General features: G+C 62.8%; 12 protein-coding genes and 2 pseudogenes. 12 read left to right on the top strand and 2 right to left on the bottom strand.

Going from position 1 to position 12,597, the window contains the following annotated elements:
* Window positions 1–57: 57 nt before the first annotated feature.
* The 9 genes and pseudogenes from araG (at window position 58) to O7A05_RS01190 (ending at window position 8,175) form a co-directional block, all read left to right on the top strand.
* Window positions 58–1,569, top strand: coding sequence for an L-arabinose ABC transporter ATP-binding protein AraG (gene araG, locus O7A05_RS01230; protein ID WP_337091128.1), 1,512 nt, complete (start codon window positions 58–60; stop codon window positions 1,567–1,569).
* Window positions 1,570–1,578: 9 nt separating this feature from the next.
* Window positions 1,579–2,529, top strand: a complete 951-nt coding sequence (gene araH / locus O7A05_RS01225; protein ID WP_337091127.1) for an L-arabinose ABC transporter permease AraH — start codon at window positions 1,579–1,581, stop codon at window positions 2,527–2,529.
* The gene (locus tag O7A05_RS01220) at window positions 2,526–3,290 is read left to right on the top strand and encodes an SDR family oxidoreductase (protein WP_337091424.1); all 765 of its coding nucleotides are present in this window, start codon (window positions 2,526–2,528) and stop codon (window positions 3,288–3,290) included. The genes araH and O7A05_RS01220 overlap by 4 nt, the downstream gene beginning before the upstream one ends.
* A gap of 26 nt (window positions 3,291–3,316) precedes the next feature.
* Window positions 3,317–4,624, top strand: coding sequence for an ABC transporter substrate-binding protein (locus tag O7A05_RS01215; RefSeq protein ID WP_337091126.1), 1,308 nt, complete (start codon window positions 3,317–3,319; stop codon window positions 4,622–4,624).
* Window positions 4,624–5,553 (top strand): carbohydrate ABC transporter permease, encoded by a 930-nt coding sequence (locus tag O7A05_RS01210; protein WP_337091125.1) that lies wholly within the window; start codon window positions 4,624–4,626, stop codon window positions 5,551–5,553. The genes O7A05_RS01215 and O7A05_RS01210 overlap by 1 nt, the downstream gene beginning before the upstream one ends.
* Window positions 5,553–6,407: a carbohydrate ABC transporter permease gene (locus O7A05_RS01205; protein WP_337091124.1), complete on the top strand. Its 855-nt coding sequence runs from the start codon at window positions 5,553–5,555 to the stop codon at window positions 6,405–6,407. The genes O7A05_RS01210 and O7A05_RS01205 overlap by 1 nt, the downstream gene beginning before the upstream one ends.
* A gap of 2 nt (window positions 6,408–6,409) precedes the next feature.
* On the top strand, window positions 6,410–7,309 hold the full coding sequence (locus tag O7A05_RS01200) for an aldose 1-epimerase (RefSeq protein WP_337091123.1): 900 nt from the start codon (window positions 6,410–6,412) through the stop codon (window positions 7,307–7,309).
* Window positions 7,306–7,892 (top strand): annotated as a pseudogene (locus O7A05_RS01195) (SMP-30/gluconolactonase/LRE family protein); the annotation flags it as partial. The gene O7A05_RS01200 and the pseudogene O7A05_RS01195, both read left to right, overlap by 4 nt.
* A 22-nt stretch (window positions 7,893–7,914) precedes the next feature.
* Window positions 7,915–8,175 carry an SMP-30/gluconolactonase/LRE family protein gene (locus tag O7A05_RS01190; RefSeq protein WP_337091121.1) on the top strand — a complete coding sequence of 87 codons (261 nt, stop codon included), beginning with the start codon at window positions 7,915–7,917 and terminating at the stop codon, window positions 8,173–8,175.
* A 319-nt stretch (window positions 8,176–8,494) separates the two neighbouring features.
* On the opposite strand, the pseudogene O7A05_RS01185 reads toward O7A05_RS01190, so the two are convergent.
* Both O7A05_RS01185 and O7A05_RS01180 read right to left on the bottom strand, forming a co-directional pair.
* Window positions 8,495–9,036, bottom strand: a pseudogene (locus O7A05_RS01185) (GntR family transcriptional regulator).
* 29 nt (window positions 9,037–9,065) lie between these two features.
* Window positions 9,066–9,353, bottom strand: coding sequence for a hypothetical protein (locus tag O7A05_RS01180; RefSeq protein WP_337091120.1), 288 nt, complete (start codon window positions 9,351–9,353; stop codon window positions 9,066–9,068).
* A 424-nt stretch (window positions 9,354–9,777) separates the two neighbouring features.
* Between O7A05_RS01180 and O7A05_RS01175 the strand changes: the two genes are divergently transcribed.
* From O7A05_RS01175 to O7A05_RS01165, 3 genes are all read left to right on the top strand, one after another.
* Window positions 9,778–10,761 carry an ABC transporter substrate-binding protein gene (locus O7A05_RS01175; protein ID WP_337091119.1) on the top strand — a complete coding sequence of 328 codons (984 nt, stop codon included), beginning with the start codon at window positions 9,778–9,780 and terminating at the stop codon, window positions 10,759–10,761.
* Between the two features lie 90 nt (window positions 10,762–10,851).
* Window positions 10,852–11,655, top strand: coding sequence for an ABC transporter permease (locus O7A05_RS01170; RefSeq protein WP_337091118.1), 804 nt, complete (start codon window positions 10,852–10,854; stop codon window positions 11,653–11,655).
* 122 nt (window positions 11,656–11,777) lie between these two features.
* On the top strand, window positions 11,778–12,536 hold the full coding sequence (locus tag O7A05_RS01165; RefSeq protein ID WP_210239545.1) for an ABC transporter ATP-binding protein: 759 nt from the start codon (window positions 11,778–11,780) through the stop codon (window positions 12,534–12,536).
* Window positions 12,537–12,597: the final 61 nt, after the last annotated feature.

Below are 12,597 nucleotides of genomic sequence, written 5' to 3'. Positions count from 1 at the left end.
ACAGGCGGCGGCTTGATGCCGCCGCCTGTTTGGCGTGCTCAAGAAGGATCGAAGCCCGTGTCCTTTCTCGAATTCTCCAACATTACCAAAACCTATCCGGGCGTCAGGGCTCTGTCCGATGTGTCGTTCGGCGTCGAAAAGGGCGCCGTGCACGGATTGATGGGTGAGAACGGCGCCGGCAAATCCACCCTCATCAAGATCCTGTCCGGCGACCAGCATGCCGATACCGGCGAGATAAGCATCGACGGCAAGGTCCAGGCCTATGCCTCGACCAGGAATGCCTTCGACAATGGCGTTATCGTCATCCACCAGGAGTTACAGCTGGTGCCTGAGCTGAGCGTCGCCGAGAATCTCAGCCTCGGACGCTTTCCGGCAAGCGCCGGCGTGATCGCCCGCCGCCGCATGCTCGACGATGTCGGCGCCAAGCTGCAATCGGCCGGCATCGATATCGACATGCGCCGCAAGGTCAAGACGCTCTCGATCGGCGAGCGCCAGATGGTCGAGATCGCCAAGGCTGTGATGCTCGACGCCCGTGTGATTGCGCTTGACGAGCCGACCTCGTCACTGTCCTCGCGCGAAAGCGAGATCCTGTTCGCGCTGATCGGCCGGCTGCGTGGCGAGGGCAAGGTCATCATCTATGTCTCGCACCGCCTCGACGAGGTGTTCCGGCTCTGCGACAGCCTGACGGTGCTGCGCGACGGCAAGCTTGCCGCGCATCATCAATCGCTGAAGGATGTCACCCGCGATCAGGTCGTCGCCGAAATGGTCGGCCGCGAGATTTCCGACATATGGGGTTTTCGGCCGCGCAAGGCCGGGGAGGTCCGCCTCAAAGTCGACAGATTGAGCGGCGCCAGGCTGCCGGCGCCCGCAACCTTCGAGGCCCGCGCCGGCGAGATTGTCGGCTTCTTCGGCCTCATCGGCGCAGGCCGATCCGAACTGATGCGGCTGGTCTTCGGCGCCGACCCGCGTTTGGACGGCACGATCGCGGTCGACGGCAAGACGGTTGCGGCCGCCAGCCCGCATGACGCGATCAGGGCCGGCATCGTGCTCTGCTCGGAAGACCGCAAGCATGACGGCATCATCCAAGGCCGTTCGATCGAGGAGAACATCAACATCTCCTCGCGCCGCCATCACACGCGCTTCGGCGTTCTGAACCGCGCCAGCGAGATCGCGACGGCCGAAACCTTCATCAAGAAGCTCAAGGTGCGCACGCCTTCGCGCAAGCAGGACATCGTCAATCTCTCCGGCGGCAACCAGCAGAAGGTCATCCTCGGCCGCTGGTTGTCGGAGCAGAACATCCGCGTGCTCATCGTCGACGAGCCGACGCGCGGCATCGATGTCGGCGCCAAATCGGAGATCTACGAGCTGCTCTACCAACTGGCCGAGGAGGGCATGGCGATCGTCGTCGTCTCCTCCGAGCTGCCGGAAGTGATGGGCATTTGCGACCGCATCCTGGTGATGTGCGGCGGGCGCATCAGCGCCGAGCTCGCGCGCGACCAGTTCGCCGAAAAGGCGATCCTGGCCGCGGCGCTCCCCGACAAGAAAACCCCCGACGCGATCGCATCCTGAGGACTTCTAATGACCGATCGGCTGAAGAAGATCCTGCTCGGCGAACAAGGCCTCGTCGTCATCTTCATCGTCGCCTTCGCGCTGGTGTCGCTGCTCGTGCCGAACTTCCTCACCGACCGCAACATGCTCGGCCTGCTTCAGTCCGTGGTCACCGTTGGCATCGTCGCCTGCACGATGATGTTCTGCCTCGCGGCACGCGACTTCGACCTGTCGGTCGGCTCCATCGTCGCCTTTGCCGGCATGGTCGCGGTGATGGCCTCGAACGCAACAGGCTCGATCCTGCTTGGCCTCATCGCGGCCATCGCCTGCGGCGCCGTCGTCGGCTGGGTCAATGGCGTCGTCATCGCCAAATTCCGCATCAATGCCCTGATCACCACTCTCGCCTCCATGCAGATCGTGCGCGGTTTCGCGCTGATATCGTCGGACGGCCGCGCCGTGGGCATCAACAGCCCGGATTTCTACCAGCTGGCCCTCTCGAAGCTGCTCGCCATACCGACCCCGATCTGGGTGCTGGCGGTGCTCTTCGCCATTTTCGGCTTTGTGCTCAACAGCACCGTCTTCGGCAAGAACACGCTCGCCATCGGCGGCAATCCGGAGGCTTCGCGCCTAGCCGGCGTCAATGTCGATCGAACGCGCATCTGGATCTTCACGCTCCAGGGCGTGGTCTGCGGCATCGCCGGCATCCTGCTTGCCTCGCGCATCACCTCCGGCCAGCCCAACGCCGCGGTGGGCTTGGAACTGTCGGTGATCTCGGCCTGCGTGCTCGGCGGCGTCTCGCTTGCCGGCGGCAGGGCCACGATGTCGGGCGTCATCGTCGGCGTGCTGATTATGGGCATCGCCGAGAACGCCATGAACCTGCTCAACATCCCGGCCTTCTACCAATACATCGTCAGGGGCGTGATCCTGCTCTTGGCCGTGCTCCTCGACAATCTGCGTTCCTCGGCATTGGGGCGGCGCTGATGGGACGCCTCTCTGGAAAACGCATCTTCCTCACCGGCGCCGCGCAAGGCATCGGCTACGCCATCGCCGAGGCCTGTCTGCGCGAGGAGGCCGAGCTGTTCCTGGTCGACCTCGACGCGAGCCTGCTCGCCGAAAGTGCCGGCCGTTTGGGCAAGGTCGCGCATGCCGTAGCCGACATCGCCGATGCCAAGGCAATCGAGGCCGCCATGGCGGCGGCAACGAAAGCCATAGGCCCGGTCAATACCGTCATCAACAATGCCGGCATGAACGTCTTTTCGACGCCGCTCGAAGCTACCGAGGATGACTGGACGCGCAATCTCGACGTCAATGTGAAAGGCGCCTGGCACTGCGCCAAGGCGGCGCTGCCGGGGATGATCGGGCAGGGCGGCGGCGTGATCCTCAACATCGCCTCCACCCACGCATTCACCATCATCCCGCACACCTTTCCATATCCCGTCGCCAAGCATGCTCTGCTCGGCCTGACCAAATCGCTGGCGATCGAATATGCCGCCAACAATGTCCGCGTGAACGCGCTGGCGCCCGGTTATGTCGCCACCCAGAAGGTCGTCGATTACTGGAACAGCTTCGACGATCCGGAGGCTGCGCGGGCCAAGACGCTGGCGCTGCATCCGGGCGGGCGGATCGCCACGCCGGAAGAGATCGCCATGGCGGCGGTCTTTCTCGTCTCCGATGAATGCCCCTTCATCAACGCCGCCTGCCTCGTCGCGGATGGCGGCTTGAGCGTGCTTCACCACCCCTGACACAAAGCCATAGATCGGAGGAAACAATGGCAAATGATGTCTTCGCAAAATCCCTGCTGACGCGCCGGCAGGCGCTTGCGCTCGGAGCAAGTGCCGCGCTGGCAAGCGCGCTGCCGCGCGGCGCCTTCGCCGCGGACGAGAAGGTGACGCTCTGGCATGGCTGGACCGGCGCCGACAACACCACCGCACTCAACGGTGTCATCGACACCTTCAACAAGGGCGGCAAGGGCGTCACCGTCGAGCCGACCGGCTATGACTGGGACACGTTGTTTTCCAAATGGGTGGTCTCCTCGGCCGGCGGACGCGCGCCCGACCTGGTGCTCTTCCACATCACCGAATTGCCGGAATTCGCGACGCGCAAGGTCATCCGCCCGATCGACGACGTCGTCGCCTCGTCCGGTCTCGACCTGTCGCAGGTTCCGAATGCCGGCCGCACCGGCGTGACCTTCGACGGTAAGGTCTATGCCGCGCCGCTCGACGTGCATCCGCTCGGCTTCTACTACAATGTCGACATGGTGCAGGAGGCAGGCCTCGATCCGGCCAAGCCGCCGAAGACCGGCGAGGAATTCCTCGAATGGGCAAAGAAGCTGACGGTCAAGGACGGCACCGGCAAGGTCACGCGTTACGGCTTCGAATTGCCGAACACCTGGGCGACCGCGCGCTGGATCTGGTTCAGCCTGATGTACCAGTTCGGCGGCACTTTCCTTGATGACAAGGGGCTGGCCGCGGTCGACAGCGAGGCCTCGCAGAAGGCGCTGCAATATCTCGTCGACCTGATCAACGTGCATGGCGTGACCAATCCCGAGGTCGGCGGCAACAAGGGCGAGGATGCTTTGGCTTCGAAGCAGGTCGCCATGAAGTTCATCGGCCCTTGGGAGGTGAATCTGCGCATGGCGCAGAAGATGAATTTCATGACCGCGCAATTGCCGGTGTTTGGCCACAAGGCAGCCGTCTGGGCGAACTCGCATTGCATGGCGGTGTCGAAGCAGAAAAACGACGACAAGCTCGCCGCCGATGGCACTTTCATGAAGTGGTTCTTCGACAACTTCGCAGCACCCGCCACCACCGTCGGCATCATCCCGCAGAGCAAGGCGGTGCGTGAAAGCGCCGCCTTCACCGGCACCGAGCAGTACAAATATTTCAAGTCCTTCGTCGACGACCTGCCCAACATCGTCTACGAGCCGCTGATCCCGCAATATCTCTCGGTCTTCTCCTTCGACAAGCCGACGCCGCTGGTCACCAACCTGCAGGCAGCCCTCAGCGGCTCCAAGCCGGTGACCGATGCCTTGAAGGCGATGAAGGAAGGTCTCGACGCGCAGCTGAAGAAGGGCTGATGATATCGCTGGCATCACAACCGGCGGGCCGCTCCAGGGCCCGCCGCGCATCGGCGCAGGAGGGAGGGGCGGTGCGCAGCGGCATGCCGCTTGCCGCCTATCTCTTCCTGTCGCCCTATCTGGCACTGTTCATCGCCTTCATGCTTTTGCCGACGCTGGCCGCCATCGGCATCAGCTTCATGCGCTGGGATATCCTCGGCGCGCCCGAATTCATCGGGCTCGACAATTACCGGCAGATCTTCGGCGATCCGCTGTTCCTGACCGCGATCAGGAACACCTTCTACTTCGTCTTCCTGACGGCTATTCCGATGGTCGTGCTCGGCCTGGCTTTGGCCATGCTGCTCGACCAGAAGCTCAAGGGCACCGCCTTCGTGAGGACGGTGGTGTTCCTTCCCTATGTCGTCATGGTCTCGACCGTCGGCATCCTGTGGGGCTGGCTGTTCGACAAGGGCACCGGCCTCGTCAATTATTACCTCACCACGATCGGCCTCGAGCCCGTCGCCTGGCTCAAGGACCCGCACTGGTCGATGCCGGCTTTGGCCATCACGACCATCTGGTGGACCGTCAACACCAATATGATCATCTTCCTGGCCGCGCTGCAGGACATTTCCGAGGAATTGCATGATGCCGCCACGCTCGACGGCGCCAGCCCCTGGCAGCGCTTCGTCTACATCACCTTGCCTTTGCTGCGGCCGGCCATGGCGCTGGTCACCGCGCTCACCATCATCAATGGCTGGCGCGTCTTCGGCCAGGCCTATGTGATGACCCAGGGCGGGCCGGAGGCGAGCACCTTCGTAATCGTGCAATATATCTATCTCACCGCGTTCCAGAATTTCGAGATGGGTCCGGCCGCCGCCGCGGGCGTGGTGCTGCTTTTAATTACACTGCTCTTCTCGCTGGTCCAGATGAAGCTGATGAAGGCGATCTGATGCAGGACCAGCGCTCCAATCGCGCGGGAAAATCGCTTGGCGGGCGCTCGCTCGCCTATGTGCTGATGATCGTCGTGACGGCGCTCTGGGGCGCGCCGATCCTGTGGATGCTGGTCACGTCGATAAAACCGGAAAGCGAGATCTACGCTTATCCGCCCGCCTGGATCCCGGATGCGCCGACGCTGGAAGCCTATGGCGCGCTGTTCCAGCGCTTCCCCATGCTGACCTGGTTCCGCAACTCGACCGTTGTCGGTATTCTCACCACCGTGCTGACCTTGGCCGTCGACGCCTTGGCCGCCTATCCGCTGGCGCGCATGCAGTTTCCCGGCCGCCGCGTCATCATGGGCGTGATCTTCGCGACCTTCCTGCTGCCCTATGAACTCCTCTTCGTGCCGCTGTTCCTTGGCCTGAACAGTTACGGCCTGGTCGACAGCATCTTCAGCCTGACCGTGCCGGCATCGGCCAACGCCTTCGGCGTCTTCCTGCTGACCCAGTTCTTCCAGGCCGTCCCGCGGGAACTCGAAGACGCAGCCATCATGGACGGCTGCGGCCGCTTCGGCTTCTTCTGGCGCATCCTCTTGCCGCTCACAAAACCGGGCCTTGCCACGGTGGCGATCTTCACCTTCGTCGCCAGCTGGAACAATTTCTTCTGGCCGCTGATCGCCACCAATTCCGACGAGACGCGCACGCTTCCCGTCGGCCTGGCGACATTGGTCGGCGGCGCCGGCATGTCGATGAAGCAAAGCGTGCTGATGGCCTCGGCCGTCGTGGCGACGCTGCCGACGGCACTCTTCTTCCTCGCCTTGCAGCGGCACTTCGTGCGCGGCATCGCCGCGACCGGCATCAAGGGCTGACCATGGCCGATATCGAGATCGCCAGCGACCGTCTCCGCTGCGTGCTCTCGACGCAAGGCGGGTTGGTCTGGCGGCTGGAGGCCAAGCCTGGCGATGCCTGGCAAGCGCTGCTGCGCCCGCCGCCAGAAGGTTCGGATCGCGATCCGCTGAAGGCCGGTTGTTTTCCGCTCGTCCCGTTCGGCAACAGGGTCGAAGGCAATCGTTTTCTGTTCGATCGGACCGAGTATCGTCTGAAGCCCAACACGCCTTGGGACAAGCACTATCTGCATGGTGATGGCTGGCTTGGCGACTGGACCGTCGATGATCGCGGCGACGCCGAGGCATCGCTGTCGTTGGAATTTCAGCGAGAACCTTATCGCTATCGCGCCACGCAACGCTTCCAATGCGAAGGGGTGAGCTTCAGGGCGATCCTTGGCGTGACGAATCTCGGCCAGCGGCCGATGCCGTTCGGGCTCGGCTGGCATCCCTATTTTCCGCTGACGCCGGCAACCACGCTTGCAGCGCCGGCGAAGGCTTATTGGACGGAAAAAGCGGGCTGGCTTCCGGACGCCTGCACCTCGGTGCCCGAAGCGCTTGATTTCAAGCGCCAGAGAACGCTGCCGCGCCGTTGGGTCAACAACGGTTTTGAAGGCTGGGACGGCGCGGCCTCCATCGTCTGGCCCGAACGACATTTGCGGCTGTGCGTCGAGACCGCTCCGATGCTGTCGCGCTATTTCCTTTTCATCTTCGACACGATGTTCGATCCGCACTACCGCGAGGACTTCTTCTGCTTCGAACCGATGAGCCACTCGGCTAACGGCCACAACCTGCCGGGTTTGGGTGGCCTGATGGTGCTTGCGCCGGGGCAGGGGACCGAGATTTCGATGGCACTGTCGTGCGGTGCGATAGAGGATGCGGCATGACCAGCGTCACGGAAGTCTTCCGCTCGCGCGACAAGCTTGGCGAGGTTCCGGTGTGGGATGTTGCCGAGCAGGCGCTCTATTGGGTTGATATCGAGAGCAAGCGGCTGCGGCGTTGGGATTATGTGAGTGGCGCGGTCCGCGAATGGTATTTCCCCGAGCGCATCGGTTCTTTCGCATTACGCGAGAAAGGCGGTTTGGTCTGTGCCTTCGAAAGCGGGCTGGCCTTCTTCGATCCGGCTACCAAAACATCGACTGGATCGCCAGACCCGAAGCGCACATCCCCACCAACCGCTTCAACGACGGCAAATGCGACCGCAAGGGCCGATTCTGGGCCGGCACGATGGACGACAACCTCAAGGACCACAGCGCCTCGCTTTATCGGCTCGATCCCGACTTGCAGGTGACGCGTCTGGCGGGCGGAATCTGCATCTCCAATTCGTTGGTCTGGAGCCTCGACAACAGCATTTTCTATTTCGCCGATACACCCGAGAACGCGATCTACGCTTACGATTACAATCACAACGCTGGGACCATCGCCGATCGCCGGCTCTTCGCCTCGACCGCCGAGCAGCCCGGAACGCCTGACGGCTCGACGATCGACGAACATGGCTATCTGTGGAACGCGCAATGGGAGGCTGGCGCCTGGTACGTATGCGCCGGACGGCTCGATCGACCGGATCGTCGAACTGCCGGTGCAGCGTCCATCGAGCTGCATGTTCGGCGGCCCGGACCTTGCGATGCTCTATGTCACCACCGCCATCTGGGATTCCAACGAGGCCGACCTGCGGGCTCAGCCGCTGGCCGGCTCGCTGCTGGCGCTCGATGTCGGCGTGCGCGGCGTGCCGGAGCCGCGCTTCGCCGGCTGACAGGAAACGGATATTCCTGTGGGGCGCACTCCGATCAGCGGCAGCACGATGCCTTCACCCACAGGCTCACAAAAATGCCCGGCCAGCAACTGGGGGCCAGAACAAGAGCTGTTCAAAATCGTACGCTAAGGTCGAACGGAGCGTGAACCGAGTTTGCATGTGTCTCCCGATTTTCAGGGGCGTGGTCCCTGATTCCGTGTGGATAGCCATGGCGGTGCGACAGCTGCTGTTTCCACATCCACTCAACTCGGCAACATTGACCGGCAATTGGTGTCGGTGTGCGGAGCTGAGCAGTGGCCAGGCGCAAGATTCTCAAAGCTCAGGATCGACAAGAGGCTGGGGGCGGTTCGGAGGCTGCAGAGTTGACGGCCTTCTCGGCAGCCGAACCAAATTCACCGTCAGACTGCAGCGCTGTGCGAGCAATCTTCCAGGCGGATTCGACATGCCTACGCGCGGCCGCTTCCGCCTCGTCCGGATTGCGCGCCCTTATCGCATCCATGATCTCCTTCATTTCGGCGATCGCCGGCTCGCGCCGGTTCGCCGAGGCGATTGTCATCGGTCGCAGCTGATTGATGCGTATGTTGAGCCCGCTCACGATCTCCCACGCGACGCGTTTGTCGGCCGCCTCGAACAGCGCCTCATAGAATTTCGTCGTCGCGCGCATTTGGCCGGCGGCTTGCCTGCGGCCCAGGCTTCGAGGAGTTCGCCGAGCGCTTGCTCCAGTGCTGCCAGTTGCATATCGGTTGCCGATAGCGCGCAGGCCCGCGCCGCTATCCCCTCCAGAAGCGCCCTGAGCTCATAGATCTCGTCGGTTTTGTCGAGATCGGGCTTGGCCACCGCCGGCCCGTGTCCCGGGATCATCTGGACAAGACCCTCAGTCTCGAGTTGCCTCAGAACCTCGCGTACCGAGCGGCGACACCAAGCTGGTCGCAAAGGGGCCGCTCGACCAGCCTTTCACCGGGCTGGAAATGGAAATCCATGATCGCCTCGCGCATGCGCTCCAGCGCCAGCGTCCTCAACGTCTTGGCGGAGCGTCGGTCGCCCTTACGCCTTCGAGAGTGATGGGATCGGTTATGTAGAGAGCTGTAGAGCAGCCGCCGGCAAAGACTAGCCGCACGCAGGTCGTCGCCGTAGGCCACAGCGACGGTCTTTTCTCTCAGCTGGCCCTTTATTGTCATCCAAGTCTCTCTGTCAAAAGGTTGGCGACTAGTTTGGCCCATTTCCTTGCCACGAGCATGGGGCCATACGCTGATTAGACTGCCGGCGCTGTGCAGCGATTCATGAAGAACCGGTGCGGCATAAGCCGTGGGTACCGGCGCTGCATGGCGCCGGGGCTCATACCTGCCGGCGCCATCGGCCCGATGCTCAGTGTCGTCAATTCGTGCTGTCAACGAGGAAGGCCCGCTGCTTCGGTTTCAACGAAGCAAAGGACAGAAAAAGACTTCTTTTTGCGGTCCGGCCTGGATGCTCTCTTGCAGGCCTAGAATACGCTAGGCCCGCCCGGGAGGCGACGCATAACAAGAGAGCGGCTGCCAAAACGCCGCCTGGCATAGGCCGCCTGAATGGGGCCGATGCCGGCAACAGCCATGGGGAACCACGACAATGAAGACATTCCGAAATTGCCTGATGACGGCGGTCAGCGCAGGCCTGCTGGGCCTGGGGCTTGCCGCTCCCGCCAATGCCGGCGCCATCCGTCTCGGCATGACCACCTGGGTGGGCTACGGGCCGCTGTTTCTCGCCCGTGACCTCGGCTACTTCAAGGAAGCCGGCGTCGATGTCGACCTGAAGATCATAGAAGAGTCAGCGCTTTACATGGCGGCGGTAGCAGGCGGCGACCTCGACGGCGCCGCTTCCACCGTCGACGAGCTGATGAAATACCGCTCCGACGAGCTCTGCTTCAAATATGTGGTGGCGCTCGACGACAGCCATGGCGGCGACGGCGTAGTCACGCAGCCCGACGTCAAGTCGCTCAAGGATCTGAAGGGCCAGCAGGTGGCCTTGAACGAGGGCTCCATTTCCGAATTCTGGTTCAATGTGCTCCTGAAAAAGGAAGGCATGACCGAGGACGACGTGACCATCACCAACATGACCGCCGACGACGCGGCGACCGCCTTCATCGCCGGCCAGGTTCCGGCCGCGGTGACCTGGGAGCCGCACCTCACCGAAGTCCGCAAGGGCGGAAAGGGCAAGGTGCTGATCGATTCCACGACCACCCCCGGCCTGATCGTCGATGTGATCGCGCTCAAATGCGACATGATCGAGAAGCACCCCGAGGACGTGAGGGCTCTTATCAAGGGCTATTACAAGGCGGTCGACTACATCAAGACCAACCCGGATAAGGCCTATGAGATCATGGCCAAGGGCATTGGCGGCTATCTCGAGAAGCCCGAGGATTTCGCGGCCGGCGCCAAGGGCGTGCGCTACTACGATCGCGCCCGCAACCTGGAATTCTTCGGCACGCCGCAGAAGAGCGAAGCGGCCGACCTGGTGAACTTCGCGCAGGACGTCTGGGGCAAGGCCGGCAAGCTCAAGATGACGATCGATTCGAAAACCATTCTCGACACCGATTTCATCAAGGAACAGTAGGCCGCCGAGATGGCCAGGGTCGGCCCGTCCGGGCCGATCCTGTTTCTCGAACGCCTGAATTTCACGCCTGAAATCAACGGAGGCCATCTTATGGCACAAAGGCGGACGGCGTGGACACGCCTGACGACCCCATTCGCCAACATCCCCGCCAGCACGGCCACCACGCTCGCGCTGGCGATGTGGGTGGTCGTGATCGGCGGCTGGGCGTTGCTGTCCTATGGCCGCCTCGTGCCGAACATGTTCCTGCCGACACCTGGAACCGTGCTCGAGACGACCTATCGCATGTCCCTGGACGGCAGCCTTTTCTACCACACCCTGACAAGCGCCAAGGTGGTCATCCTGGGCTTCATCGTGTCGTCACTGATCGCGGTGCCGCTGGGACTGTGGATGGGCACCTACCGGGCGGTGCAGGCGCCGCTGGAGCCGCTGGTCAACTTCATCCGCTACCTGCCGGTGACCTCCTTCGTGCCGCTGTTCATCCTTTGGATCGGCATCGGCATCGAACAGCGCATAGCGGTCATCTTCTTCGGCACGTTCTTCCAGCAGCTGGTGATGATCTCCGACTGCGCCCGCAGCGTCTCCAGGGACCTGGTCAACGCCTCCTACACTTTAGGCACCAAGCGCTCAGAAGCGGTGTGGCACGTCATTTTCCCCGCAGCGCTTCCGGCGATCCTCGACACGCTTCGCGTCACCATGGGTTGGGCCTGGACCTATCTGGTCGTTGCCGAGCTCGTCGCCGCGTCGAGCGGCCTCGGCTATATCAGCCTCAAGGCAATGCGCGGCTTCCAGGTCGATGTGATCTTCATGGCGATCGCCGCAATCGGGCTTCTGGGCCTGATCACCGACACGGCATTCCGCATTCTCCGGGCAAGGGTCGCGCCATGGGCACCTTGATCTTGAACGCATCCTCGCAAAACGCAGCCGGATCAAGGGTAGTGATGACCGAAACCGTCAAGGCGAACAATTTGGCCGGCACGGCCCATGCGGCCGGCGATCCGCGTTCGGCCGGCACCACGATGGCCATCGAGGACGTGACATTGCGCTATGGCGATGCCAATGGCGTGCTGGCGCTGGACGATGTGTCGCTGAAGGTGGCCAAGAACGAATTCTGCGTCATCGTCGGCCCTTCGGGATGCGGCAAATCCAGCCTGCTCTACCTCGCCGCCGGCCTCAATGACGCGACCTCGGGCAGCATCAAGGTCGACGGCCGGGAAGTGATCGAGCCCGGCGCCGACAGGGGCATGGTCTTCCAGAGCTACACCTTGTTCCCGTGGCTCACGGTGCGCGCCAACATTGAATACGGGCCGAAGCGCAAGGGGCTGCCTGCGGAGCAGCGCAAGCAGATCGTCGACCAGTATCTCAACGAGGTCGGCCTCGCGTCCTTTGCGGACCACTACCCCGCCCAGTTGTCGGGCGGCATGAAGCAGCGCGTGGCGATCGCGCGGGCCCTGGCCAACGACCCGGCTGTCCTGTTGATGGACGAGCCGTTCGGCGCGCTCGACAGCCAGACGCGCGGCACAATGCAGAAGCTGCTGTTGCGCGTCTGGGAGCGGCAGCAGAAGACGGTGCTCTTCGTCACTCACGATATCGACGAGGCGCTGGTGCTCGGCGACCGCGTTCTGGTGATGACGGCAAGGCCGGGCAAGATCAAGGCCGAGATCAAGGTCGACATCCCGCGGCCGCGCTCGATGGACGTGATCCTCGAGCCCGACTTCATCGCGCTCAAGCGCCGTATCCTTGGCCTTCTGCACGACGAGATCGACGAGGATCACTGAGCGCAATTTCCAAGAGCAAAAGTCGAGGCAGTCCAGCAGTGCTGAACGCCGATCTGCCCCG

This window comes from Mesorhizobium argentiipisi (SeqCode), from assembly GCF_037179585.1.
GTDB classification, from domain to species: Bacteria; Pseudomonadota; Alphaproteobacteria; order Rhizobiales; family Rhizobiaceae; genus Mesorhizobium; species Mesorhizobium argentiipisi.
This window is presented reverse-complemented; position numbering and strand designations above follow the sequence as displayed.

Bases quoted from the DNA above. Each gene is read 5' to 3' on its own strand.
- araH (WP_337091127.1), top strand. From the start codon at position 1,579: ATGACCGATCGGCTGAAGAAGATCCTGCTCGGCGAACAAGGCCTCGTC.
- O7A05_RS01215 (WP_337091126.1), top strand. From the start codon at position 3,317: ATGGCAAATGATGTCTTCGCAAAATCCCTGCTGACGCGCCGGCAGGCG.
- O7A05_RS01210 (WP_337091125.1), top strand. From the start codon at position 4,624: ATGATATCGCTGGCATCACAACCGGCGGGCCGCTCCAGGGCCCGCCGC.
- O7A05_RS01205 (WP_337091124.1), top strand. From the start codon at position 5,553: ATGCAGGACCAGCGCTCCAATCGCGCGGGAAAATCGCTTGGCGGGCGC.
- O7A05_RS01200 (WP_337091123.1), top strand. From the start codon at position 6,410: ATGGCCGATATCGAGATCGCCAGCGACCGTCTCCGCTGCGTGCTCTCG.
- O7A05_RS01190 (WP_337091121.1), top strand. From the start codon at position 7,915: ATGGCTATCTGTGGAACGCGCAATGGGAGGCTGGCGCCTGGTACGTAT.
- O7A05_RS01180 (WP_337091120.1), bottom strand. From the start codon at position 9,353: ATGACAATAAAGGGCCAGCTGAGAGAAAAGACCGTCGCTGTGGCCTAC.
- O7A05_RS01175 (WP_337091119.1), top strand. From the start codon at position 9,778: ATGAAGACATTCCGAAATTGCCTGATGACGGCGGTCAGCGCAGGCCTG.
- O7A05_RS01170 (WP_337091118.1), top strand. From the start codon at position 10,852: ATGGCACAAAGGCGGACGGCGTGGACACGCCTGACGACCCCATTCGCC.
- O7A05_RS01165 (WP_210239545.1), top strand. From the start codon at position 11,778: ATGGCCATCGAGGACGTGACATTGCGCTATGGCGATGCCAATGGCGTG.